Raw genomic sequence first — 22,591 nt, 5'->3', positions numbered from 1 at the left:
CCGCTGTTAATTTTAGATTGGAATGACTATGAACCGCATAAATGACTGCCTGCAGCGCCTCAAGGCCGACGGCAAAAAAGCCCTGGTAACCTATATTGTTAACGGAGATCCCGAGCGAGGCGCCACCTTGGCCACAATGCATCAGTTGGTGGCACAGGGCGCCGACATCATTGAATTGGGTGTGCCATTTTCAGACCCTATGGCCGATGGTCCGGTGATTCAATTGGGGCACGAGCGTGCGCTGGCCCATAACACCAGCTTGCGCGATACCCTGGCCGTGGTGGCGGAATTTCGCAAGGACAATAGCCAAACGCCGGTTGTGTTGATGGGTTATGCCAATCCCATTTTGCGCATGGGTTACGTGCAGCTAGCTGATGCCGCACAGCAGGCCGGTGTCGATGGCTTCCTGACGGTGGATTTGCCGCCCGAAGAAGCCGAAGAATTTAACGGTTTGCTCAAGGCCCGCGACCTCGAGCATATTTTCCTGCTGGCCCCCACTACCCAGGACGCACGTATTGGCAATATTGCGTCCCTGGCAGGCGGTTTTCTCTATTATGTGTCTTTAAAAGGCGTGACCGGCGCAGGCCATTTGGATATCGAATCGGTGACCGCTAAAATCAGCGACATTCGACGCCACTCGACGCTACCGCTGTGTGTAGGCTTTGGTATCAAAGATGCCGCCTCTGCCAAGGCGGTGGCCGCCGTTGCCGACGGCGTGGTAGTGGGCAGCTTGTTGGTTGCAAAGATGGGCGAGCTAGCCGGGCAGCCGGTGGACGCCATTGCCGCGCAGACGGCGGCGTTAATCGCGCCGCTGCGCGCGGCACTGGATAGCCTGTAAACATTCTGAATTTAACTTAGACAACTGGGTAAAACACAATGAGCTGGTTAGACAAAATTGTCACCAATGTGGTGCGCAAAGACAGCAAGCGTGCCGAAAGCAAAGTGCCTGAAGGCCTGTGGAAAAAATGCTTGAAATGCGCGGCCGTTTTGTACCGGCCGGAGCTGGAGCGCAATTTGGATGTTTGCCCCAAATGTGATCACCACATGCGCATTGGCGCCAGACGTCGACTGGATATATTCCTCGATCCACAGGAGCGCCACGAAATTGGCGCAGACGTGCTGCCAATCGATCGTCTGAAATTTAAAGATGTTAAAAAATACAAAGATCGCCTGACCCAGGCCCAAAAAGACACAGGTGAAAAAGACGCGCTAGTGGCCATGCAAGGCTTGCTAAAGGGTATGCCGGTAGTGGCCGTTGCCTTTGAATTTGCCTTCCACGGCGGCTCTATGGGCTATGTAGTGGGCGAGCGCTTTACCCGCGCCGCGCAACTGGCGTTAAAAGAAAAAATACCGTTGGTGTGCTTTTCGGCCACGGGCGGCGCCCGTATGCAGGAGGCGTTAATCTCGCTGATGCAAATGGCTAAAACCAGCGCCGTGATCGAGCGCATGAAGCAGGCTGGCGTCCCTTATATTTCAATTATGACCGACCCTGTCTACGGTGGTGTGTCGGCCAGTTTGGCATTGTTGGGCGATATTAATGCCGCCGAGCCAGGTTCGCGCGCCGGCTTTGCCGGGCCGAATATTATCGAGCAAACCATTCGCCAGAAACTGCCCAAAGGCTTCCAGCGCGCCGAGTTTTTGCTGGAGCACGGCGCAATCGACATGATTATTCCGCGCGACAAAATGCGCGATAAAGTGGCCGGCTTGTTGGCAAAGTTTACTAACAGCAAGGTGGCATAATTTACTGTGCGTTTCAGCTGCCTGTCCGATTGGTTGAGCTGGCAAGAACAGCATCATCCCAATGCGATCGATTTAGGGTTGGAGCGGGTGCGCACGGTGGCGTCGCGCCTTGGGTTATTGGCACCCGAGGCAAGTCGCACAGTAATTACAGTGGCAGGCACCAACGGAAAGGGCAGCACCGTTGCCACCCTGGCCAGCCTGCTGATCGACCAGCAGTGCACTGTGGGCGCGTATACCTCACCGCACCTGCTGCGCTACAACGAGCGTATTCAGGTCAACGGTGTCGAGGCCGAAGACGCGCTCATCTGCCAGGCCTTTGCCGCGATCGATGCGCAGGCGCAGGATATTAGCCTCACCTATTTCGAGTTCGGCACGCTGGCAGCCCTGTGGATCTTTCACACCCTGCAATTGGAGTACTGGCTGCTGGAAGTGGGGCTGGGTGGGCGTTTGGACGCCGTTAATATTATCGATGCAGACCTGGCCATCGTGACCAGCATTGCCCTGGACCACCAGGACTGGCTGGGCAGCGATCTGGCCGCAATCGGGCGCGAGAAAGCCGGTATTTTTCGCAGCGGTAAGCCGGCTATTTACATGGACGCCGAGCCCCAGGCCTCGGTGCTGGAGACAGCGCAAGCCCTTGGCGCGACGCTGATGCTGGCTGGCCGCGATTTCCAGTGCCGCGAGCAAGGGGCTGATTGTGAGTTGCAGATTGGCTCGGTTCGCATAGCCTTTGGTCGGCCCCAGCTGCCGCTGCCGAGTGTTTGTGCCGCCTTGGTCGCTGCCCAACAACTGGGCTTAACCCTAGCGCCAGAGTGGTTGGCAGAATTGCCTCAGTTGGGCGTGCCGGGGCGCTTTCAGCGATTACATGTAAACGGGCGGCAATGGCTGTTGGATGTTGCCCATAATCCCGCGGCGAGTGCCTATTTTGTAGCGCGCGCCAGGCCCGCAAGTGTGGGTGGCCAGGTGCATGCGGTCATTGCCATGATGGCTGACAAAGACCAGCAGGGTGTACTGGCGCCACTGCGCGATGTAGTGAATTGCTGGTATTTTGCCGACCTACCAGGCAATGCGCGAGCCGCTAGTGCGCAGGCATTGGCGGCACAGGCGGGTGCTCCCGGGAGCCAATGCTGCGATTCGGTGCCAAGCGCGCTGGCGCAAGCCATGCAGGGCAGTCGGCCCGGTGATACTATCTGGGTGCTGGGGTCATTCTTCACTGTGTCTGCGGCGCTAGCCTGGCTGGCCAATAGCGGGTCAATGGGCGAGTCAACGATAACGCCCGGGTAAGCTGACGCGTCGCATTGGCGCTGGCAAGGTACACACAAATTGAAAGGTAGTGTCTGTGGATGACAGTGTAAAACAGCGATTGGTCGGGGCCGTGGTACTGGCGTCCGTGGCCGTCATATTTTTTCCCAGCCTGTTTGATGAGCCGGACAACCGCTATATCGGCGGTCAATCACAGATACCGCCGGCACCCACCATAACTCCGCAAGTTATCCCCGAGCCCGAGCGGCCCGAGGGTATAGAGCCCGCCAAGGCACCAGAAGCCATGTACACATTGGTGGATGAGCCTGCGGCGCCTGCAGAACCGGCAGCCTCTGCCGAGCCCCCAAAGGCCACCAGCGCGCCGGCGGCTTTGAACGAGCAGGGCGTGTTGCAGGGCTGGGTACTGCAAGTGGCCAGCTTCAGTGAAGAGGCGCGTGCCAACGATTTGCGCGAGCGACTGGAGAAGGCCGGTCACACCAGTTTTACCCGTCCGCTGGTGAATAGCAAAGGCCAGCAGGTTGTGCGGGTGTTTGTGGGCCCAAAAGCCGACAAGCAGGCGATGCTCAAGGTGAAGCAGGAGCTGGATGCAAGCTTGAAGGTCAATGCGTTGCTGCGCGAGTTTAAGCCCTGAGTTGGGAAATACACCTACCGCTCACTGGTTACAGTTGTTAGAATGCGCGCCTCGAATCTCGACCGCGTACCATCGTACGACACCAAAGGAAGCTTCCATGAATTGGGCCGACTGGATGATCCTTGCGATCCTGTTTGTTTCCAGCGTCATCAGCATTTATCGAGGTTTTGTTAAAGAAGCGCTTTCTCTGGTTGTTTGGGTGCTCGCCATTAGCGTGGCGCTCTGGTTCGACGATCGCCTGGCGCCCTTGTTGGAGGGCGTGTCTGAAACCCCGTCGGTGGTTCACTCTCTCGCATTTGCGCTTCTATTTCTCGGCACTCTAGTTGTGGGTGCCATGGTCAACTACCTGATCAGTCAGCTGGTGAAAATGACCGGCCTCACCGGAACCGACCGGCTCTTCGGCATGTTTTTTGGCCTTGCCCGTGGCCTGGTGGTCATTATGGCGCTGCTTATTTGGCTGCCCCATTTTTTACCCGTCGACCAGGACCCCTGGTGGCAGGAGTCGATGTTGATCCCCCAGTTTCTGTCCTTCGAAGGTTGGGCCAAACAATTGGCCAGCGATGCGGGTGATCTGCTAAACCGTATTTTTAGCGGCTTTAGTTAGTCGCGGGTACAGCCCTGGCTCTCGGTTGGGGTAGAGATTGTTAAACTAGCGTATGCGCTAAGGTGAAAAACTATGTGCGGTATTGTAGGAATTGTCGGAAAAGGTAACGTCAACACCCAGTTGTACGATGCCCTAACGATGCTTCAGCACCGAGGCCAGGACGCCGCTGGAATTGTGACATGCCACGAGGGCCGGTTGGCACAGGTCAAGGCCAATGGCCTGGTGCGCGACGTGTTTCGCACCAGCCATATGCTGCGCCTGGTGGGCAACATGGGTATTGGCCATGTGCGCTACCCCACGGCGGGCAGCTCGGGGCCGGCACTGGCGCAGCCTTTCTACGTCAACTCTCCCTACGGCATCGCACTGGCACACAACGGTAATCTCACCAATGCCGCCGAGGTGAGCGAGCATGTGTTCCGGGCGGATCTGCGCCACATCAATACCGATTCCGATTCGGAAGTATTAATTAACGTCTTTGCCCACGAACTGCACCGGCTGAATAAGCTCACGCCCTCGGCCGATGATTTTTTCACCGCCGTAGAAGCGCTGCACGACCGCGTTAAGGGTGGCTATGCAGTGGTGGCACTGATTGCCAATTACGGCGTTGTGGCCTTTCGCGACCCCCACGGTATTCGGCCGCTGGTATACGGCAAGCGCAGCACTCCCAACGGCGACGAATACATGGTGGCATCGGAGAGCGTGGCGCTGGATACGCTGGGCTTTACCCTGGAGGGCGATGTGGCGCCGGGCGAGGCGATTTACATCAATATGCACGGCCAATTACACCGCCGCCAATGCGCCAAGGCGCCAGCCCTGCGCCCGTGTATCTTCGAGCACGTTTACTTTGCCCGTCCCGACTCCATCATGGACGGCATTTCTGTCTACAAGGCGCGTCTGCGCCAGGGCGAGAAGTTAGCCGAGAAAATTCTGCGCGAAAGGCCCGATCACGATATTGACGTGGTGGTGCCCATCCCCGATTCATCGCGCGTGGCCGGCCAGGCGCTGGCGCAAACGCTGGGCGTTAAGTTCCGCGAAGGCCTGGTAAAAAACCGCTACATCGGCCGCACATTTATTATGCCGGGCCAGCAGCAGCGCAAAAAATCGGTGCGCCAAAAATTGAATACCATTGAGCTGGAGTTCAAAGGGAAAAATGTGCTGTTGGTGGATGACTCCATCGTGCGCGGTACGACCTGTCAGCAAATTATTCAGATGGCCCGCGAAGCGGGCGCCAACAAAGTATATTTTGCCTCCGCCGCGCCGGCAGTGTCCTACCCGAATGTGTACGGTATCGACATGCCCTCTGCCAAAGAGCTGATCGCCCACAATCGCTCTACGGAAGCCATCTGCAGCGAAATCGGGGCCGACTGGCTGATCTATCAGGAGCTGGAAGATCTGATTGCCGCCTCCAGCGAAGGCAACCCCGAAGTGGGTCAGTTTGATTGCTCGGTGTTTACCGGCGAATATGTCACCGGCGACGTGGACGAGGCCTATCTGGCCAAACTCGACGCGGCGCGCAACGATGCGGCAAAGGCGGGCAAGATCAAAAAAGCAGGCGATGGCGACACCGTAATTGGCCTGCACAATGACATGCACGAACTGGGCTAATTAATTTTTTCAAGCAAAGGCGACCAACGCATGGCGAAAAAGGACTTGGGTTCTGCAGCTTATTTGGATCAGCAGCGCAACTTGTTAAACGAGGCATTGTCCGACGCCGGCTTGGATACCCTGGCCGTGCGGGCTGGCCAGCTACGCGGGCCAGAAGGCGAGCACGGCGAGGCCATGTTCCTCACCTCCAGCTATGTGTTTGACTCGGCTCAGGCGGCGGCAGCGCGTTTTTCCGGCGAAAACCCTGGCAATGTCTACTCGCGCTACACCAACCCCACCGTGCGCTATTTTCAAGAGCGCATGGCGGCCTTGGAGGGCGGTGAGGCGGCGGTGGCCACGTCGTCGGGTATGGCGGCAATTCTCAGTACCTGCATGGCACTGTTGAAGGCGGGCGACCACGTGGTGTGCTCGCGCAGCGTTTTTGGTACCACCAATGCGCTCTTTAATAAGTACCTGGCAAAGCTGGGTATTCAGACGACCTTTGTGAATTTAACGGATCTAGACAGCTGGCAGTCGGCCTTAACACCGGCCACCAAAATGTTGTTTCTGGAAACACCATCCAATCCTTTGTGTGAAGTGGCAGATCTGCCGGCCATTGCTGCACTGGCAAAAAATCACGGCGCTTTGTTGGTGGTAGACAATTGTTTTTGCTCGCCAGCATTGCAAAAACCCCTCAGTTTGGGCGCCGATATCGTGGTGCACTCGGCCACCAAGTACCTAGACGGTCAAGGTCGCTGTGTGGGCGGCGTGGCGGTGGGCAGCCAAGCCCACATGGACGAAGTGTTGGCCTTTGTGCGCACCGCGGGTCCCACCATGAGCGCCTTCAATGCCTGGGTTTTCGTCAAGGGTTTAGAGACCCTGCGTTTGCGTATGGACGCCCACTGCGCCAGTGCCCTGGCCCTGGCTGAGTGGTTGCACCAGCAGCCGCAAGTGGCGCAGGTGTATTACGCCGGATTGCCCAGTCACCCTGGCCACGAGCTGGCCAAACAGCAGCAGCGAGGCTTTGGTGGCGTGCTGTCCTTCAAGGTGCAAGGGGGGCGTGAAGCGGCGTGGCGGTGTATCGACGCTACGCGAATTTTTAGTATTACCGCAAATCTGGGTGACGCCAAAAGCACCATTGTTCACCCGGCGACCACTACCCACGGGCGTCTGTCCGAGGCCGACAAGGCCGAAGCTGGCATCACGGAAAACCTCATTCGTCTGTCGGTGGGACTTGAAAATGTCGAAGATCTCAAAGCAGACTTGCAGCGAGGCCTAAATGCCCTTTAGTAAGCTGCTGGAGCCCGTGGCTGCCGCCTGTGAACAGGTGGCCAGCGTGCTGCTGGGCAAAGACGAGCAGATCAAACTGGCGGTGACCTGCCTCATCGCGCGCGGCCACTTATTGATCGAAGACTTACCCGGCATGGGAAAAACCACCCTGGCACACGCCTTGGCCCAAGTGCTTGGACTTTCCTATCAGCGCATACAATTCACCTCCGATTTACTGCCCAGCGACATATTGGGCGTCTCTGTGTTTAATCAGACCGACGGCCAGTTCAGTTTTCATCCGGGGCCCGTGTTTTCGCAGATATTGTTGGCCGACGAAATCAATCGCTCTACGCCCAAAACCCAAAGTGCTTTGCTGGAGGCCATGGAAGAAGGGCAGGTGACTATCGACGGCGAGTCCCGTCAGCTGCCAGACCCATTTTTTGTGATCGCCACGCAAAACCCCCTCTCGCAGGCGGGAACTTTTCATCTACCCGAGTCGCAGCTGGATCGTTTTTTGATGCGCATCAGTTTGGGTTATCCCTCTGAAGCAGCCGAGCGCGCGCTGTTTCAAGGCGAGGACAGCCGCACACTGCTCACCCGTATCAAACCCGCCCTGACGCCTGCACAATTGAACAAATTGCGCGCGGCCATCGACGAGGTCAAAGTCTCGGACGCAGTGCTCGACTACCTTCAGCGGTTGGTGAACCACACGCGCACGGCCCCGCAATACAGTTATGGCTTGTCTCCACGCGGCGCTCTGGCACTGTTGAAGTCGGCCAAGACCTGGGCGCTGTTACACCGCCGTAAATACCTACTGCCAGAAGATCTGCAAACGCTGTTTGCACCGGTGGTTGCCCACCGCGTTAAAGGTACGGGCGAACAAGGTGACCACCAAGGTGACAGTCTGGTGCGCCTCACATTGGACTCTGTGGACGTTCTACAGGGCTAAATCCGGGATATTTCCTCAGGTGCCGACCGGTGGTCGCCGCGCCGCGCGTTTCTGGACTATAACTTATCATTGGCAGGCGCCGAATCTATGGCGCTGCAGTGCCTGCTAAACGATAACAGCAAGTCGACAGCAATGAGTCAGAGAGGGCACCGATGACACCGGCATTATTCGGCCAGTTTTTGCAAGAGCAAGGGCGGTTGGATGGTATGCAGCTGCGCTGTGGCATTGACCTGTTGCGGCGACGCAACAAGTCCTTGGGCGCCTTGGCGGTAGACAGTAACCTGCTAACCCGGCGCCAGGTGGCCCAGCTCAATCGGCTGCAGCGCAGTACAGACCTCATGCTGGGTGAACTAGCAGTAAAGCAAGGTTTTTTGTCGGAGGCTGATCTTGAGCGGTTGGTGATATTGCAACAGGCCACGCACGTGAGTTTGGGCAGTATCCTGGTCGAGCTGGACTATCTCAACCAGGCGGAGTTGATTGAACTCGAGACAGCTTTTACCCTTCAACAAAAGCATTACCGTGATGCCAGCCAGGCGGCCTTGGCGCAACTGCCGCAAGCTGAGCAGTTGCAGCTGTGTTTAAATGAATTGGTTAAGGGGCTACAGCGTATCTGTCGGCAAACTGTCAGCGTTCGGGCCATTCATTGTCAGCGCGAGTTGCAGCGGCGATTGCCCTATATCGTTATGCAGCGCATTTTTGGCGAGGCGCAATTCCATTTTGGCCTGGCGCTGGCGGCGCAACAGGTGCAGCACATCTCCAGTTCGCTCAGTGGCGAGCCCGCCGGAGAGGGCTATATTCCCGTTGCAGCCATGGAGCGGTTCTCCGACATTGTGGTACAAAATGCCTGTGAAAAATTCTCTCTGCAGGGGCGTCACTTTGAGGCCGATAGGCCCAAGGCCTTTTATGTGGGCGACCAAATGCCCGCCAGCAAGGATCTTATTGGCGTCCACCTGGTAACGGAAGACGGAGATTTTGACGCCGTCTTTATGGTCTCCTGAGCGCTTTCGCGTTACCCTTCCGTGCACACTTCACCACTGTTTGCCTCACCTGGGAGAAAGGGTTGAATCGCTTAATGGGATTCTGGCACCAGCGCTTTCACGCCTGGATAAAGCGCCGAATCAAACCTGCCCGCCAAATTCAACTTGGCCAGCGCAACGTGTTTATTTTTCCAAGCGTCGGTGGCCTAGCCTTTGTATGCCTGCTGCTATTGCTGTGGGTATTGGGCACCAATTATGAAAATTCGCTGATCTTGGGGCTGGCATTTTTACTGCTAAGCGCCTTTGTCGTGGCAATTTTGCACACCTACCACAATCTCGCCGGACTGGTATTGACGCTGGCGGACGTAAAACCTGTGTTCCTGGGCGAGCGGGCGGCGTTTCGCCTGCAGCTCGCGCGAAAAAGCGGTCAGCAAAAGGGGCGTATGTTAAGCCTGCAATGGCTTGGCGAGGCGCCCATAGCCGCCGATATGGACGGCGACGAAATCACCCTTACCCTGTGGGCGCAAAGTCGCGCGCGCGGCTGGCTGGTGCCGGGTCGACTAAAGGTGGAGTCGGTGTACCCCTTGGGCATTGTTCGCTGCTGGACCTGGCTCGATTTAGACGCCCGCGCGCTGGTGTACCCGCGTCCGGTGGCCTCCGATCAAGCCCCTTGGGCCGATGCCGATGGCGAGCTTGACGCCCATTTTCAGCGCACCGGTAGCGATGACTTTGTCGGGCTGGAGGCCTACCAGCCCGGCCAATCGTTGCGCCGTATCGCCTGGAAACAGTATGCGCGGGGCCAGGGGTTGATGCTCAAACAATTTGCCCAATCCGAGGGGCAAGCACAGGCCCTGGACTGGGATTTTTTTGCCGGAATGGATACGGAAAGTCGATTGAGTCGTCTGTGTTATTGGGTGCTTTATTTAGATCGGCGCGGGCTGCCTTTTTCGCTGACACTGCCCGGACAGTCGCTGGCCATGGGGCAGGGCGATGCGCACCGCGAGCGGTGTTTACAGCAGTTGGCGCTGTTTGGCCAAGAGGCTCGTCATGCTGATTGATCAGATTCCGCGCAACAGTCAGCTGTGGCTTTTCTTTGCGTTGATATGGGCGTTGGCGCCGCACCTGGGGCATTTGCCCATGTGGGTGTTGCTGGCGGGCGCAGTCACCTTTTTGTGGCGCTGGCGCATTTATTTAGGGCGCTGGGCCATGCCGGGTGCCATCATTAAAACCCTGTTGGTGGTGGTGTGCGCCTTTGGTATTTGGCGGGGCTACGGCAGCTGGCGCGGGGTCGAGCCCATGACCGGCTTGCTGCTGGTGGGAATGCTGTTGAAATTACTGGAAATGAAAACCCGCCGGGATGCGTTGCTGGTGGTGTTTTTGGGGTATTTCGCGGCGGCTGCACAACTGTTGTTTTCTCAGATGATTCTAGAGTCGGTGTACAGCTTGGTGTCTATCTGGCTGCTACTCGCCGCTCAACAGTTGTTGTTTAGCGGCACGCAGGGGGTGGTGAAACGCGCCTTAAAGCACAGCGGTTTGCTGTTGCTTCAGGCAGTGCCGCTCATGTTGGTATTGTTTATGATTCTGCCGCGTACAGGGCCGCTGTGGGCCATGCCGATGCAGAAGCACGCGGCCAAAACAGGCATTAGCGATTCGCTTTCGCCCGGCGATGTGGTGAATTTAACCAAGTCCGGCAAGCTGGCTTTTCGGGTGGATTTTGACGGCGACTTACCGCCTCCATCCGAGCGCTATTGGCGCGGATTGGTTATGAGTAAATTTGATGGCCGCACTTGGCGCGCTCGCTCCTATGATTTCAATCCGGGCGGCCGAGCCTTTGATGTGTTTAATCAGACGCCGTCGCCTTGGCGGATACAGCGCAGTGATATCCAGCCCGGAGAGCCGCTGCTCAACTACCGCATTTTGATGGAGCCCAGCCACCAGCGCTGGCTGTTTACCCTCGGGCTGCCCGTTGCCATTGACAGCACTAAGCGTTGGGCGATTACTGTGGACCAAACGGTGCAGGCCTTGACGCCTTTGTCCGAGCGCAGCCGGTTTTCGGTGACCGCAGTGGACAGACCCGTGGTCGACGAGCTGCATCCGGTTATGCGCCGGCACTACTTGGTTCTGCCCGAGGGATTCAACCCGCGCACTCAAGCGCTCGCCGACCAGTGGCGCTCGGAAGGGCTCGCCCCCGAGGCGTTGATCGAACGCTTTTTGGCCCTTGTTCAGTCGCGTTTTGTGTACACGCTGCAGCCGCCGGCGCTGGGCGAACACAGCGTGGATGACTTTTTGTTTCAAACACAGCAAGGTTTTTGCGAACACTTTGCCAGCAGTTTTGTGGTGTTTGCGCGCGCCGCTGGTATTCCTGCGCGCGTGGTGACGGGCTATCAGGGGGGCGAGCCAGGCTTGTCAGGTGATTATTTACTGGTACATCAAATGGATGCCCACGCCTGGGCCGAGGTTTGGTTAACTGATCACTGGCAGCGGGTAGACCCCACCGCGGCTGTGGCCCCCACTCGTATTCGCGACGGCCTGCGCGCAGCCATGCAAGACAGCGTCGATTTGCTGGGAGAGCCTTTATCCTTGATGCGCTACAGTCACATCAATTGGCTCAATCAGGCGCGCCTGCAGTGGGAGGAAATTAACTACCGCTGGCAAAACAGCGTGGTGGGTTTTGATACCGAACGCCAATCCTCACTGCTTAAAAATCTGTTGGGCGGCTTGGAGCCCTGGCGGCTAGGTGTGTTTTTTCTGGTGGGGGCAGTGGGGCCTGTGTTGTTGATTGCCCTGTGGTTTGCCTGGCGCAATCGCCCCCGACCGCTGCCAAAGCTTCATAAAATGTTGCGACAGTTTGAGCGCAAAGCCGGCATGGCCCGCCAGCCAGGGGAGGCAGTTGGCGATTACTTTGCTCGTGTTGTGGCGCGCTACCCAGCATATACCGGGCAAGTGCAGCGGTTGGCCAGGTTATTTGAACAGGGCTTGTACGGTGCTCAAGAGGCCGACGTCAGCGCTTTGTTAAAAACTCAGATTCGCCTGTTTAAGCCGCCTAAAGTTGATGCCTGAACGCCAATAAACTGGCGGTAATGGCGACATTCAATGACTCGACGCCGTTGGCCATAGGAATGCGCAATTGGGTGTCGCACAACGCGTTGGTAATAGCAGACACGCCGTGGGTTTCATTGCCAAGTACAAAAATTGTCGGCGCTGGCGTGTTAAACGCTTGCACAGTTTGCGAGGCATGGGAGCTTAGCGCGCAAATGCGCGCGCCTCTCGCTTTAAAAACCGTTAAGCTTTCAGCCAGATCGTCACAGCGAATAATCGGACAGCGAAATAACGCGCCCGCGCTCGCTTTAATGACCAATGGATCGATTTGCGCACAACCTTTTTTAGGCAGTAGTACGCCTGCGATGCCGCTCGCGGCAACGCTGCGTACTATCATGCCCAGGTTTTGAGGGTTGGTGATGCCATCCAGAGCGATCAACTCGTAGCGGTCTGGTGCTTCGCGCAGAAAGTCGCTATCGCTTTGATAGCCTTGCATCAATAAATCAACGGCCACGCCTTGGTCTTGTTTGCCATTGCGCGAAATGCGCGACAATGCTTGTTTGCTGTGGGTGCAAATTTCTGCGCCCTGCTGGCGGGCAATCTCAATAATTTCGTCAATAACGGCTGCCGGCTTGTTGCTGTCGGCCAGGTGCAGCCGGTGTATTTTTATACCAGGCTGTTGCAGTGCTTCCAGCACGGGTTTGCGCCCGTAAATCGTCAATAGCCGATCAAAAAACTGCTTTTTCTTTTGATACTCTTCAGAGTCTTGCGGGCCTTTGGGCATGGTGTTGTCTTCACTTCTGAGTGGGTTTGCGCGCTGCCGGATTTACGGGGGACAGCGGTTTATTCGATTTCTGGGTGTTGTTGCTGGAGTAGCTGCGTCAGCGAAGCCAACTGTGTATCGCTTGCAAGTTCCTGCTGCCGAGCGATTGCCAGAGTCGCCTCGGCCAGCGCTCGGTAGAGCCTTTGGTCGTCCGGGTGCGGTGCCAGCGCGTCCAGGTGTGCCGCGACGGTGGTTTGATCGCCGCGACTGATTGGGCCAGTTAAGGCTTGAACCGCTCCCGATCGAAATACGTTGTGCAAATTCTGCTGGGCCAGCGGTTGCAAGAGCGCGGCGGCATCCTCAGCGGCCAGCCCCGCGCGGGTGGCCAACTGCTGCGCTTGCGCCAGTAGGCTGACCAGGTGATTGCTGGCGGTAACGGTGGCCGCATGATACAGGGCTTTGGCCGCGGGTGTCGCGGTAGGCAGCGCTAACCAGCGGCCGCCCAGGGCTGTAAACAGCGGTTTGAGTACGGCTAAAGCCGTCGCCTGTCCCTCGGCGACACAGTAGCTGCCGGCAAAGTTTTTGACCGAATGCGCCGGCGACGCAAAGGCGTGCACCGGATGAATGCTGGCTAAACCTGCCGGATGCGCCGCGGCCAGCGCTTGGTGCGAGAGGCTGCCGGCACAGTGAAACACCTGCTGCGCGGCGTTTAGTTGCGTGTGGTCGCGCAGCCAGGCAGCAGCCTCGGCAATGTGGGCATCGGGGCAGGCGATGAGCCAGATGTCGCAATCTGCGGGTGGGTCTGCTGGGGTGCAAGGCTGCCCACTGCCGATAAACGCAGTGGCCGCCGCTGCGCGCGAGGGCGTGCGACAGATTACCTGCGTGATGTGCACCCGCTGGAGCTGATGCCAGAGGCGCCCTAGGCTTTGGCCAAGGCGTCCCGCGCCGTAAATGGACAGGCGTGGCAGAGGCTGTGTTGGGGGCGATGTTTGGGTCATGTGGCGTGCAGGTTGCGGGCAAAATAAAGGCGCACCCTAGTGCGCCTTGCGTTACAGGTCAATGGTGGCGTGTAACGCGATGAATATTGCGCGCTGTTAAGCGGGTTTGCGCAAGTAGCAGTCGTCGTCATTGGCGAGTAGCGCGCGCAATACGTGCTGGCGGCTAATCAAACCCACCAGCTTGCCGCCCTCGATGACCGGATAATTTTTGGGCTTGTTGGCCAGCATGGTCTGGGCAACCTCGACAATGCTGGTGGTAGGGCTCACGGTTAGCACGTTTTTATGCATGACTTTGGTGACGCTGGCGGGCTCCTCGCAGTAGAAGGCATCGTTAAGCATTTCTTTAATGCAGTCCTGTTCGGACACAAAGCCCACTAATTGGCGTTGTTGGTCGATCACGGGCGCGCCAATGACCTTGTGTTCCAGCAGTTTGGTGACGACGGTGCGGATGTTGTCGGTATCGTTGACCACCAAGGGTTGGCGGTTCATAAAATCCTGCACGAGAATCGATTGCATAATGCACTCCTTACCGGTGGCCGGGGCGGTTGCCAGAAGCCCCGACGGCGCGTTAGAAACAGCCGTCGCAGGACGCGCTGCAAGCCTGTACCTCAGGGCTTGGGTATTATTTTGTGGGCGGGTGGCAACTGCGGCCAGTCGCTGGCCCGTTAAATCCACCTTAACCCAGCCTCACCGGTAAGACTAGCCAATATTTTCGCCCGTGGGAGCGCCACAACGCTGCAAATAGGCGCGCAGTGCCGCTGGCATGCCTAGCGCAATGCAATCCACGGTAAAGGCGTGACCAATGGAGACCTCCAGCAGCGGTTGCACTGCGGTCCTAAAGTCCGCCAGGTTGTCGAGGTTCAGGTCGTGGCCGGCATTCACCCCCAGGCCCAGTTCGGTGGCCACCTGTGCGGCCTTGGCAAACTGTGCGAGCAATGCCTCCAAATTGGCGTCCTTGGCCTTGTGGGCGGCAGCGTAAGGGCCTGTATAGAGCTCAATGCGATCGGCGCCAAGCTTTGCCGCCAGTGCTATTTGGGCAGGATCTGGGTCCATAAACAGGCTAACCCGCATGCCCTGGTCTTTCAGTTGAGCAATGATGGGTGCCAGCGATTGGCCCGACTGTATTAAATCAAAGCCGTGGTCCGAGGTCAGTTGGGCGTCGCTGTCGGGTACCAATGTGCATTGGGCCGGCCGCGTGGCTGCGACTAACGCCATAAAACCTGGGTAGCTGCCCTGTGCCGGCGCAAAGGGGTTGCCCTCCACATTGAACTCCACCTGGTTGCCAATACGCTCTGCCAATTCGTGCACGTCGCGCGCGCGTATGTGCCGCTGGTCGGGGCGTGGGTGCACGGTAATGCCATTGGCGCCCAGGTCGATACACTGTTGTGCATGTGCGCAAACATCGGGGTAGTTGCCCTCCCGCGAGTTGCGAATCAGGGCAATTTTATTCAAATTGATACTCAGGGCTGTGGGGCGCAGGTTAGTCACGGCGAATCTCTAAAATTAGGAGTGAAAAATGTGCGCGGACAAGTACAGGTGTCCGCGCTGTGCGCCCTCAAAGCCGGCTGGCTTTCAGGATGCGCACCGGGTTGTTGGGCGCTTCCGGATAGGCTCGGTATTGGCCGCGCGGTTCGCGGGTAATGGCGTCCACCACGTCGATACCTTCTATAACTTTAGCGAAGACGGCATAACCCGGTTTGTTATTGCTGGCGTCCAGGTGGATGTTGCCGCGCAAGTTGACATTGATAAAAAACTGCGATGTGGCACTGTCCGGGTGGGCGGTGCGCGCCATCGACAGGGTGCCGTAATGATTTTTTAGGCCGTTGTTGGATTCATTTTTCACCGGCTCGCGGGTGGGTTTGTTGACAAAGTCGAAGGTCAAACCGCCGCCTTGCACCACAAAGCCCGGAATCACGCGATGAAAAATAGTGCCATTGTAAAACCCGTCGTCCACATAGCTCAAAAAGTTGGCGGCCGTGGCGGGCGCCTTGTCGGCAAAAACTTCCAGCACAATCACCCCCAGGTCGGTTTCCAGTTTTACCTTGGGGTTGGCGGCCAGCGCGGGCAAGCATAGGGTTAGCCAGAGGGTTGCAACAAGTACTAAGCGGCAGCTGCGCATGAATAAAACTCCTAGTTAATCCACTCGGATTTCCGCTTCCGGCCGCTTAACCCCTGAATTAATAGGGTAAAGAGCATGCCGACACCTAAGATGCTGGCGCCAAAAATCCACTGGTTATAAGCTTTGTCGCTCTGCAGGCGCTGGTTGCTGGCCTTTAGAATATCGGCTTCAGTTTGCAGCATTTGGTGTTTTTCCAACAAGCTTTGGTAGCGCTCGTTTAACTCCACGGCACCGCTGGACAATTGTTTGATATCGGCCAGCTCTTGGGCCAGCTGATCGCGTTGGGCGGTTAAGCTCGACAGGTTGTTTAGCACGCTGCTTTTATCGCCGCTCAGTTCGCGGTAGTCGTTTTGTAAATTCGCGTAATCGGTGCGCAGTTTAGCAAGTTCGGCTTGATTGCGTTCTAATTGCACCGACGCCGTGGGTGCTTCTAACAAGTATTGGTTGCGAATCCAGCCCTGGTCGCCATTTTTCACCTCTACCAGGCTCCATTCACCATCTTCACTTTGCTCGATGAATTTCACCGCCGTACCGGAGGGCAGTCCGCGGTGAATAATGCGGTATTGATTGCCCTGGCCACTGCGCAGCGGCACAAACAGTTGGTCCGATATATAGCGTGTTTCCTGACTGAAACTGCTGGGTGCCCAAAGACCGGCAGTGAACAAGGTGGCGAGCAATAGGAGCGTTGAAGTTTTAATCACGTGCATGGGTTCCGCTGTTAAATGTGTGGCAGTGTAACGGCTTCATTAATCGCGTGCTGTTGGCGACGTCACGTTAGGGTAATACTTTTTTAAAGGGTTTCACGACGACCTTTTCATAAACCCCGGCGCTGATGTAGGGGTCGGCATCGGCCCAGTGCTGCGCTGCCTCTAAATTTGCAAATTCTGCCACCACCAGGCTGCCGCTAAAACCCGCTTCGCCGGGATCATCTGCATCTATGGCCGGGCAGGGGCCCGCGATGAGCAGTCGCCCCTGTTCTTTGAGCGCCTCCAGTCTGGCCAGATGGTCTGCCCGCGCTTTTTTGCGCAGTGGCAGGGAGTTGGGTACATCCTGGCTGATAACAGCGTAATACATGGGGTTTCCTTTAATTATTGACTAACGTTGTGCGCGATTCTGCGCGGCATCAAGCGTCGTTAAGCAAATCTTCAAAGTTTAGGTGGGTCAATTTTTTAATGTTTTTGAACAAATAAAACAGTGCAAACATCATGATGGCCATGGCGGGTACAACAATTACTGGGTAGCTGAGGGCGGTCATTTTTCCCAGCTCTTCGTTAAAGGCTTCGGTGCCGGGTGCGCTAACGACAATCCATTTTGCCAGCAAGTAGTTCAACGTCGAGCTAACGAAAAAGGAACAAGCCAGCAGGTAGGTTGCATTGCGCAGCACGCGCTCAAAGGCGGCGTGGTTGTTGTAGTCATCTAAGGCTTTATCGACCACGTCTACTTTTAACAGTTGGTCGTTATAAATAAAGGTTCGCACCAGCGGAAATCGGGTTTTTAGCGATAGCAAGGTGGCAATACCCAGTAGGCCGGGAATGGCGGCCTCCTTGATAGCAATATACTTGGGGTCGAGCTCCATTAGACTGATGCCGCCCGTTAGCGTGACGCTGACAATGCCCAGGATGGAGAAAAAATTGAATTTGCCGCGTTTTCTGAAATCGCGCAGTCCGTACAGCAGTGGGAAAGACAGTGCCACCACCAGGCCTATTTTAGTGCCGAGCCAAGCGTCGTTGCTGAACTTGGTCAGAATCACGGTGGGGATGATGATGTTAAACAGCAGGTTTATCAGCAGATTTTCGCGCTCGGGTTTCTGCGGTGCGCCCAAATTATCTTTGGGGGCGATAGTGCTGGATTCGTTTTGTGCTTGGGTCATCGGCGTCTCAGTGGCAAAATGGCGGATTACATCGGCCCATTATGGGTTAATTAACATGGCTAAGGGGGCTGCGTGCTTCCCGCCTGGGGGTCCATATTACTTGCTTGTTTGATTTACATACACATACCAGCGCATCGGACGGTATTTTACGGCCTGAAGCGCTGCTGTCGAGAGCCAGTGATAAGGGCGTGCAGGTTCTGGCGGTAACCGACCACGATACCCTGGCTAGCTACCCGGAGGCGCGGGCGGCGGCTGCAACCTTTGGCATAGGGTTAGTGCCGGGGATTGAGGTGTCGAGCACTTGGCGCGGGCGCGGTGTGCATGTGGTGGGGCTTGGCCTCAACCCAGATTGCGCCACCCTGCAGCGGCAGCTGCAAACCATGGCCGAGGTGCGCGAACAGCGCTCTGTGCTGATTGCCAAGGCCTTGGCCAAAGCCGGCTTGAGTGGCGAGCAAGATATTCTGCGCCAGGCGCGGCTGGAGGCCAATGGCGGCAGCATAGGCCGGCCGCATTTTGCCCGCGCGCTGGTGGCTCTGGGCAAGGTAAAGTCTCAGGCTCAGGCCTTTAAGCGCTATTTGGGTAATGGCAAGCCCGGCGACGTTAAACAGCAATTTCCCGACTTGGCAGAGGCCATTGCACTGATTCGCGCGGCCGGCGGTGTGGCTGTGCTGGCGCATCCGCTGAAATACGATTTGACGCGCACCAAGTTGTGCGAGCTCTTGGCCGACTTTAAGGCCGAGGGCGGCGAGGCCGTTGAAGTGATCAGCGGTGCACAGGAGGCAAAAGCCACCCAGGATTTAACCCGTCTGATTCAGCAATTTGCGCTAGCGGCTTCCATCGGTAGCGATTTTCACCTGCCCGATCAGCCGTGGCAGGAGCTGGGTTGCGCGGGCCACCTGCCGGCGGCACTCACGCCGGTGTGGGAGTTGCCGGGGCTGCTACCTTGGCTCGAGAAACAGGACGGGGCTCAGTTGGGTCCAAACCGATAGCTTAATAACCGCAAGGAGGCCGTGTGGCCCAGTTTTTCCAGATACACGCAGAAAACCCCCAGCACCGATTAGTGGCACAGGCCGCCGAGATAGTGCGCAAAGGGGGAGTGATTGCCTATCCCACCGACAGTGCCTACGCCATCGGCTGCCATATCGGCGACAAAAATGCGCTGGACCGCATTCGCGCACTGCGCCAGCTCGACAAACACCACAATTTCACCCTGATGTGCCGCGATCTGTCCGAGCTGTCTACCTACGCGAAGGTGGATAACCAGGTGTATCGCATGTTGAAAAACCACACGCCCGGCCAGTACACCTTTATTCTTGAGGCAACCTCCGAAGTGCCGCGCCGGTTGATGCACCCCAAGCGCAAGACCATTGGCTTGCGCGTGCCCGACAACGCCATCGCCCTGGCGCTGCTAGAGGAGCTGGGCGAGCCGTTAATGAGCGTCACCCTGCAGATGCCGGGCGACGAATACCCCATGACCGATCCCTACGACATTCGCGACAGCTTGCAGCACCAATTGGATTTGGTGATCGACGGCGGCTATTGCGGGCTAGAGGTCACCACCGTAGTTGATTTAACGGGCGATGTGCCGGCGCTGGTGCGGCAGGGGATTGGCGATTTCAGCCCCTTTGAGGCGAGCTAGCCGGGCACCTGCGGGCCCGGCGTAGCGTCTGGGCTAAGCTGGGGCACGATTGCGATTGCAGCCACCCAGCTGGGGCCTCATAATGTGTCCCTTTGACTGCCCGATTAGCCTGCTGAGAGAGCAACCCGTGCTGAGAGTGACATTGTGAGCCCCGAAAGCCCCGATTTAGTGAGCCCCGATCTAGATACCTTGCCCGACGAGACCCAGGCAGACACCCCCGAGCCCGCTTCGCCTGCGCCCGACGCCGAATTGCAGGGTGCTCAGGAGGCGGCCGACGGGCAGGAGGCACCGGCACAGCGACCCGATCAAGCTGAAATGCCCTTCGCCATAGTGCAGGGCAAGGCGTTTACCGATCTCCCAAAAGACCTCTACATTCCGCCAGATGCCCTGGAGGTGATCCTGGAGGCCTTCGAGGGCCCGCTGGATTTGCTGTTGTACCTGATTCGACGCCAGAATTTAGACATATTGGAAATCAATGTCGCCGAAATCACGCGCCAGTACATGGCCTATGTGGAGATGATGAGCGCCATCCAGTTCGAACTGGCCGCCGAGTATCTGGTGATGGCGGCCATGTTGGCGGAAATCAAATCGCGCATGTTGTTGCCCCGCTCCAGCAATGAGGAGGAAGAGGAAGAGGACCCCCGCGCCCAGCTTATCCGCCGCTTGCAGGAATATGAGCGCTTTAAACAGGCCGCTGAAGATTTAGACGAGCTGCCGCGCGTTGGACGCGATGTGTTTCACGCCACCGCCCAGGCTCCCGATCGCAATTTAACGCGCCCAGAGCCGGATGTGGATCTCAAAGAACTGCTGCTTGCGCTATCTGAAGTGCTGCGCCGCGCCGATATGTTCGAGAGCCACCACGTGACCAAAGAAAAGTTGTCTACCCGCGAGCGCATGGGGCAGGTGCTGGACCGCTTGGCGCACAAACAATTCATGCCCTTTGTGCAGTTGTTTACCGTGGAAGAGGGCCGGTTAGGTGTGGTTGTAACCTTCCTGGCCGTGTTGGAATTGATTAAAGAATCCCTGGTGGAAATTGTGCAAAACGACAGTTTTGGCGCAATCCACGTGAGAGCGAGAACGCAGTAGCCATGGCTGATACCCCAGAACACACATCCCCCGAGCTTACCGAAGTTGCTGCGGCAGACGACGCAGCGCCCGAGGTGCAACCGGCTGTCGTCGATACCGAAGACGCCGCTGAGGCCGAGGCGGCCGAAGAGACAGCGGCACCCATGGATCGCACGCTGTTGCGCAAAATTGTAGAGGGCGCGCTGCTGGCCGCCGGGCAGCCGCTCACAGTGGCAAAACTGTCCGAGCTGTTTGTGAGCGAGGAGGGCGCAGAGCCGGTACCCAAAGACGAAATTAAAGCGGCCCTGGAAGATATTCAGGCCGACTGCGACGGGCGAGGCTTCGAATTAAAAGAAGTGGGCTCCGGCTGGCGCTTTCAGGTGCGCGCAGAGACGGCCCCCTGGGTCAATCGCTTGTGGGATGAAAAGCCGCAGAAGTATTCGCGGGCGCTGTTGGAAACTCTGTCGCTGATTGCCTATCGTCAACCCATCACCCGCGGCGACATCGAAGAAATTCGCGGTGTGGCCGTAAGCTCACACATTATTAAAACCCTGTCTGAGCGCGAGTGGATCAAAGTGGTGGGGCACCGCGATGTGCCGGGGCGCCCGTCGCTGTACGCTACAACTCGACAGTTTTTAGATTATTTCAACCTGAAAAGTTTGGACGAGCTGCCCTCGCTGAGCGAGCTGCGCGACCTGGATGAATTAAACAAAGAGCTGGATCTGGTGGATGATCCCGACACAGAAGAGCGTGAAGGCATCGAAGAAGCCATGGCCGAAGTGGCCGGTATAGACCCGGAGGCTGCTTTGGCTGAGGCAGCAGCGCAGGAAAGCGCGCCCACGGACGGCGAGAGTCATGCAGAGGCGGATTTACTGGCGGCAGGTGCCCCCGCGCCAGCCGACGGTGGCGCAGAAGAAACTCACGCCGACGCACCAGCCGACGAATCGGCCGGTGAGCACGAGGCGAGCTTTGCCGAAGTGGATATGCTGGCCGCCGAGGCCGAGCCACAGCAAACAGATCCAGCCATTTCAACCGCCTCTGAATCAGACGCGGCCGACCCCTTTAATGAAGACCCGAATGCGGTATGAGTAAACACAAAGAACACGCCCAAGTCCCCGGTGACGAAAAATTGCAAAAAGTGCTGGCCCGCGCCGGGCTGGGTTCGCGCCGAGAAATGGAGCGTCTGATTGACGCCGGCCGGGTAGAAGTCAACGGCAAAACGGCCGCCCTTGGTGACCGCGTTGGCGCTGATGCAAGCATCCGCGTAGACGGAAAAAATGTCACTTTCAGCGCCGGCGAAGTGACCCGGCGCGTATTGCTGTACAACAAGCCAGAGGGCGAAATTTGTTCGCGCTCCGATCCAGAGGGCCGTCGCACCGTGTACGACCGACTGCCCGCCTTGAAGGGCGAACGCTGGATTTCTGTGGGCCGATTGGACTTTAACACCAGCGGCTTATTGTTGTTCACCAACGATGGCGAGCTGGCCAACAAGCTGATGCACCCGTCCTCGGTGATCGACCGCGAATACCTGGTGCGCATTCAGGGCGATGTGGACGACGATATGCGCAAGCGCCTGAAAGAAGGCGTGTTGCTCGACGACGGCGTGGCGCAGTTTACCGATATCGTGGACGGTGCCGGCGAAGGCCGCAACCGCTGGTTTTACTGCGTAGTCATGGAGGGCCGCAACCGCGAAGTGCGCCGTTTGTGGGAGTCGCAGGGCGTGCGCGTTAGCCGCTTAAAGCGGGTGCGCTACGGCAACTGTTTTATCCCCTCCCATGTGCGCGTGGGCCAGTGGGTGGAATTAACCGACAAAGAAATTGGCGACCTGTGCGCCACGGCTGGCATCGAACACCGACCCCAGTCAGAGGCGGTGGAGACCCGCGAAACCCGCGAGCGGCACGAGCGCAAACTGCGCGTGGGGGCGGCGAAACGCCCGCTTGCCCGCCAGTTGAAAAAGCCTCGCGCCGAGGGCGCAGAGGCCAATGACTACACCGATCACGCCAAGCCCAAAAAGGCCCGTCCGGCACTGGCGCCCCTGAGTAAAGCGTCCACGCCAAAGCCCGCGGCCAAAAATACCGGCG

General features: G+C 57.5%; 23 protein-coding genes and 1 pseudogene. 16 read left to right on the top strand and 8 right to left on the bottom strand.

What is annotated here, in order from left to right:
* Positions 1 to 28: 28 nt before the first annotated feature.
* The 11 genes from trpA (at position 29) to ACW8F6_RS01900 (ending at position 12,077) form a co-directional block, all read left to right on the top strand.
* Entirely contained in the window at positions 29 to 838 is an 810-nt protein-coding gene (trpA, locus tag ACW8F6_RS01950; RefSeq protein ID WP_491574153.1) for a tryptophan synthase subunit alpha, read from the top strand.
* Between the two features lie 38 nt (positions 839 to 876).
* Complete coding sequence (accD, locus tag ACW8F6_RS01945; RefSeq protein ID WP_491574152.1) at positions 877 to 1,740, top strand: acetyl-CoA carboxylase, carboxyltransferase subunit beta; 864 nt, start codon at positions 877 to 879, stop codon at positions 1,738 to 1,740.
* Between the two features lie 6 nt (positions 1,741 to 1,746).
* Complete coding sequence (folC, locus tag ACW8F6_RS01940) at positions 1,747 to 3,024, top strand: bifunctional tetrahydrofolate synthase/dihydrofolate synthase (protein WP_491574151.1); 1,278 nt, start codon at positions 1,747 to 1,749, stop codon at positions 3,022 to 3,024.
* 55 nt (positions 3,025 to 3,079) lie between these two features.
* Entirely contained in the window at positions 3,080 to 3,634 is a 555-nt protein-coding gene (locus tag ACW8F6_RS01935) for an SPOR domain-containing protein (protein ID WP_491574150.1), read from the top strand.
* Positions 3,635 to 3,731: 97 nt separating this feature from the next.
* Positions 3,732 to 4,238: a CvpA family protein gene (locus tag ACW8F6_RS01930; protein WP_491574149.1), complete on the top strand. Its 507-nt coding sequence runs from the start codon at positions 3,732 to 3,734 to the stop codon at positions 4,236 to 4,238.
* Positions 4,239 to 4,310: 72 nt separating this feature from the next.
* The gene (gene purF / locus ACW8F6_RS01925) at positions 4,311 to 5,843 is read left to right on the top strand and encodes an amidophosphoribosyltransferase (protein ID WP_491574148.1); all 1,533 of its coding nucleotides are present in this window, start codon (positions 4,311 to 4,313) and stop codon (positions 5,841 to 5,843) included.
* 30 nt (positions 5,844 to 5,873) lie between these two features.
* Positions 5,874 to 7,112 carry an O-succinylhomoserine sulfhydrylase gene (locus ACW8F6_RS01920; protein WP_491574147.1) on the top strand — a complete coding sequence of 413 codons (1,239 nt, stop codon included), beginning with the start codon at positions 5,874 to 5,876 and terminating at the stop codon, positions 7,110 to 7,112.
* Complete coding sequence (locus ACW8F6_RS01915) at positions 7,102 to 8,040, top strand: AAA family ATPase (protein WP_491574146.1); 939 nt, start codon at positions 7,102 to 7,104, stop codon at positions 8,038 to 8,040. The genes ACW8F6_RS01920 and ACW8F6_RS01915 overlap by 11 nt, the downstream gene beginning before the upstream one ends.
* A 152-nt stretch (positions 8,041 to 8,192) precedes the next feature.
* A complete protein-coding gene (locus ACW8F6_RS01910) occupies positions 8,193 to 9,038 on the top strand; it encodes a hypothetical protein (RefSeq protein WP_491574145.1) in 846 nt (281 codons plus the stop codon).
* 62 nt (positions 9,039 to 9,100) lie between these two features.
* Positions 9,101 to 10,075: a DUF58 domain-containing protein gene (locus ACW8F6_RS01905; protein ID WP_491574144.1), complete on the top strand. Its 975-nt coding sequence runs from the start codon at positions 9,101 to 9,103 to the stop codon at positions 10,073 to 10,075.
* Positions 10,065 to 12,077: a transglutaminase TgpA family protein gene (locus tag ACW8F6_RS01900; protein WP_491574143.1), complete on the top strand. Its 2,013-nt coding sequence runs from the start codon at positions 10,065 to 10,067 to the stop codon at positions 12,075 to 12,077. Before ACW8F6_RS01905 ends, ACW8F6_RS01900 begins: the two co-directional genes overlap by 11 nt.
* Here ACW8F6_RS01900 and ACW8F6_RS01895 read toward each other — a convergent pair.
* The 8 genes from ACW8F6_RS01895 to ACW8F6_RS01860 form a co-directional block, all read right to left on the bottom strand.
* Complete coding sequence (locus ACW8F6_RS01895; protein ID WP_491574142.1) at positions 12,061 to 12,840, bottom strand: TrmH family RNA methyltransferase; 780 nt, start codon at positions 12,838 to 12,840, stop codon at positions 12,061 to 12,063. The two genes, ACW8F6_RS01900 and ACW8F6_RS01895, sit on opposite strands and share 17 nt — an antisense overlap.
* A 59-nt stretch (positions 12,841 to 12,899) precedes the next feature.
* Positions 12,900 to 13,817, bottom strand: a complete 918-nt coding sequence (locus tag ACW8F6_RS01890; protein WP_491574141.1) for a Rossmann-like and DUF2520 domain-containing protein — start codon at positions 13,815 to 13,817, stop codon at positions 12,900 to 12,902.
* Positions 13,818 to 13,913: 96 nt separating this feature from the next.
* Entirely contained in the window at positions 13,914 to 14,333 is a 420-nt protein-coding gene (locus tag ACW8F6_RS01885; RefSeq protein ID WP_491574140.1) for a CBS domain-containing protein, read from the bottom strand.
* Between the two features lie 183 nt (positions 14,334 to 14,516).
* Positions 14,517 to 15,296 (bottom strand): pyridoxine 5'-phosphate synthase, encoded by a 780-nt coding sequence (locus tag ACW8F6_RS01880; RefSeq protein ID WP_491574175.1) that lies wholly within the window; start codon positions 15,294 to 15,296, stop codon positions 14,517 to 14,519.
* Between the two features lie 76 nt (positions 15,297 to 15,372).
* On the bottom strand, positions 15,373 to 15,936 hold the full coding sequence (locus tag ACW8F6_RS01875) for a peptidylprolyl isomerase (protein ID WP_491574139.1): 564 nt from the start codon (positions 15,934 to 15,936) through the stop codon (positions 15,373 to 15,375).
* Between the two features lie 11 nt (positions 15,937 to 15,947).
* Positions 15,948 to 16,637 carry a TIGR04211 family SH3 domain-containing protein gene (locus ACW8F6_RS01870; RefSeq protein ID WP_491574138.1) on the bottom strand — a complete coding sequence of 230 codons (690 nt, stop codon included), beginning with the start codon at positions 16,635 to 16,637 and terminating at the stop codon, positions 15,948 to 15,950.
* A gap of 73 nt (positions 16,638 to 16,710) precedes the next feature.
* The gene (locus ACW8F6_RS01865; RefSeq protein WP_491574137.1) at positions 16,711 to 17,010 is read right to left on the bottom strand and encodes a YciI family protein; all 300 of its coding nucleotides are present in this window, start codon (positions 17,008 to 17,010) and stop codon (positions 16,711 to 16,713) included.
* A 49-nt stretch (positions 17,011 to 17,059) separates the two neighbouring features.
* Positions 17,060 to 17,806 (bottom strand): VC0807 family protein, encoded by a 747-nt coding sequence (locus ACW8F6_RS01860; RefSeq protein WP_491574136.1) that lies wholly within the window; start codon positions 17,804 to 17,806, stop codon positions 17,060 to 17,062.
* A 104-nt stretch (positions 17,807 to 17,910) separates the two neighbouring features.
* On the opposite strand from ACW8F6_RS01860, the gene ACW8F6_RS01855 reads away from it, so the two are divergent.
* From ACW8F6_RS01855 to rluB, 5 genes and pseudogenes are all read left to right on the top strand, one after another.
* Positions 17,911 to 18,795: a PHP domain-containing protein gene (locus tag ACW8F6_RS01855; protein ID WP_491574135.1), complete on the top strand. Its 885-nt coding sequence runs from the start codon at positions 17,911 to 17,913 to the stop codon at positions 18,793 to 18,795.
* 23 nt (positions 18,796 to 18,818) lie between these two features.
* Positions 18,819 to 19,445, top strand: a complete 627-nt coding sequence (locus tag ACW8F6_RS01850) for an L-threonylcarbamoyladenylate synthase (RefSeq protein ID WP_491574134.1) — start codon at positions 18,819 to 18,821, stop codon at positions 19,443 to 19,445.
* Positions 19,446 to 19,694: 249 nt separating this feature from the next.
* Entirely contained in the window at positions 19,695 to 20,531 is an 837-nt protein-coding gene (locus tag ACW8F6_RS01845; RefSeq protein ID WP_491574174.1) for a segregation and condensation protein A, read from the top strand.
* A 2-nt stretch (positions 20,532 to 20,533) separates the two neighbouring features.
* Positions 20,534 to 21,598 (top strand): SMC-Scp complex subunit ScpB, encoded by a 1,065-nt coding sequence (scpB, locus tag ACW8F6_RS01840; RefSeq protein WP_491574133.1) that lies wholly within the window; start codon positions 20,534 to 20,536, stop codon positions 21,596 to 21,598.
* Positions 21,595 to 22,443 (top strand): annotated as a pseudogene (rluB, locus tag ACW8F6_RS01835) (23S rRNA pseudouridine(2605) synthase RluB); the annotation flags it as partial. The gene scpB and the pseudogene rluB, both read left to right, overlap by 4 nt.
* Positions 22,444 to 22,591: the final 148 nt, after the last annotated feature.

It is taken from the genome of Simiduia sp. (assembly GCF_058345725.1).
Note: the sequence above shows the minus strand (reverse complement) of the source record. Positions and strands in the feature narration are given on the sequence as shown.

What these genes read in the sequence shown, in the direction of transcription:
- trpA (WP_491574153.1), top strand. Translation starts at nt 29, where the DNA reads ATGAACCGCATAAATGACTGCCTGCAGCGCCTCAAGGCCGACGGCAAA.
- accD (WP_491574152.1), top strand. Translation starts at nt 877, where the DNA reads ATGAGCTGGTTAGACAAAATTGTCACCAATGTGGTGCGCAAAGACAGC.
- ACW8F6_RS01930 (WP_491574149.1), top strand. Translation starts at nt 3,732, where the DNA reads ATGAATTGGGCCGACTGGATGATCCTTGCGATCCTGTTTGTTTCCAGC.
- purF (WP_491574148.1), top strand. Translation starts at nt 4,311, where the DNA reads ATGTGCGGTATTGTAGGAATTGTCGGAAAAGGTAACGTCAACACCCAG.
- ACW8F6_RS01920 (WP_491574147.1), top strand. Translation starts at nt 5,874, where the DNA reads ATGGCGAAAAAGGACTTGGGTTCTGCAGCTTATTTGGATCAGCAGCGC.
- ACW8F6_RS01915 (WP_491574146.1), top strand. Translation starts at nt 7,102, where the DNA reads ATGCCCTTTAGTAAGCTGCTGGAGCCCGTGGCTGCCGCCTGTGAACAG.
- ACW8F6_RS01910 (WP_491574145.1), top strand. Translation starts at nt 8,193, where the DNA reads ATGACACCGGCATTATTCGGCCAGTTTTTGCAAGAGCAAGGGCGGTTG.
- ACW8F6_RS01900 (WP_491574143.1), top strand. Translation starts at nt 10,065, where the DNA reads ATGCTGATTGATCAGATTCCGCGCAACAGTCAGCTGTGGCTTTTCTTT.
- ACW8F6_RS01895 (WP_491574142.1), bottom strand. Translation starts at nt 12,840, where the DNA reads ATGCCCAAAGGCCCGCAAGACTCTGAAGAGTATCAAAAGAAAAAGCAG.
- ACW8F6_RS01890 (WP_491574141.1), bottom strand. Translation starts at nt 13,817, where the DNA reads ATGACCCAAACATCGCCCCCAACACAGCCTCTGCCACGCCTGTCCATT.
- ACW8F6_RS01885 (WP_491574140.1), bottom strand. Translation starts at nt 14,333, where the DNA reads ATGCAATCGATTCTCGTGCAGGATTTTATGAACCGCCAACCCTTGGTG.
- ACW8F6_RS01875 (WP_491574139.1), bottom strand. Translation starts at nt 15,936, where the DNA reads ATGCGCAGCTGCCGCTTAGTACTTGTTGCAACCCTCTGGCTAACCCTA.
- ACW8F6_RS01865 (WP_491574137.1), bottom strand. Translation starts at nt 17,010, where the DNA reads ATGTATTACGCTGTTATCAGCCAGGATGTACCCAACTCCCTGCCACTG.
- ACW8F6_RS01860 (WP_491574136.1), bottom strand. Translation starts at nt 17,806, where the DNA reads ATGACCCAAGCACAAAACGAATCCAGCACTATCGCCCCCAAAGATAAT.
- scpB (WP_491574133.1), top strand. Translation starts at nt 20,534, where the DNA reads ATGGCTGATACCCCAGAACACACATCCCCCGAGCTTACCGAAGTTGCT.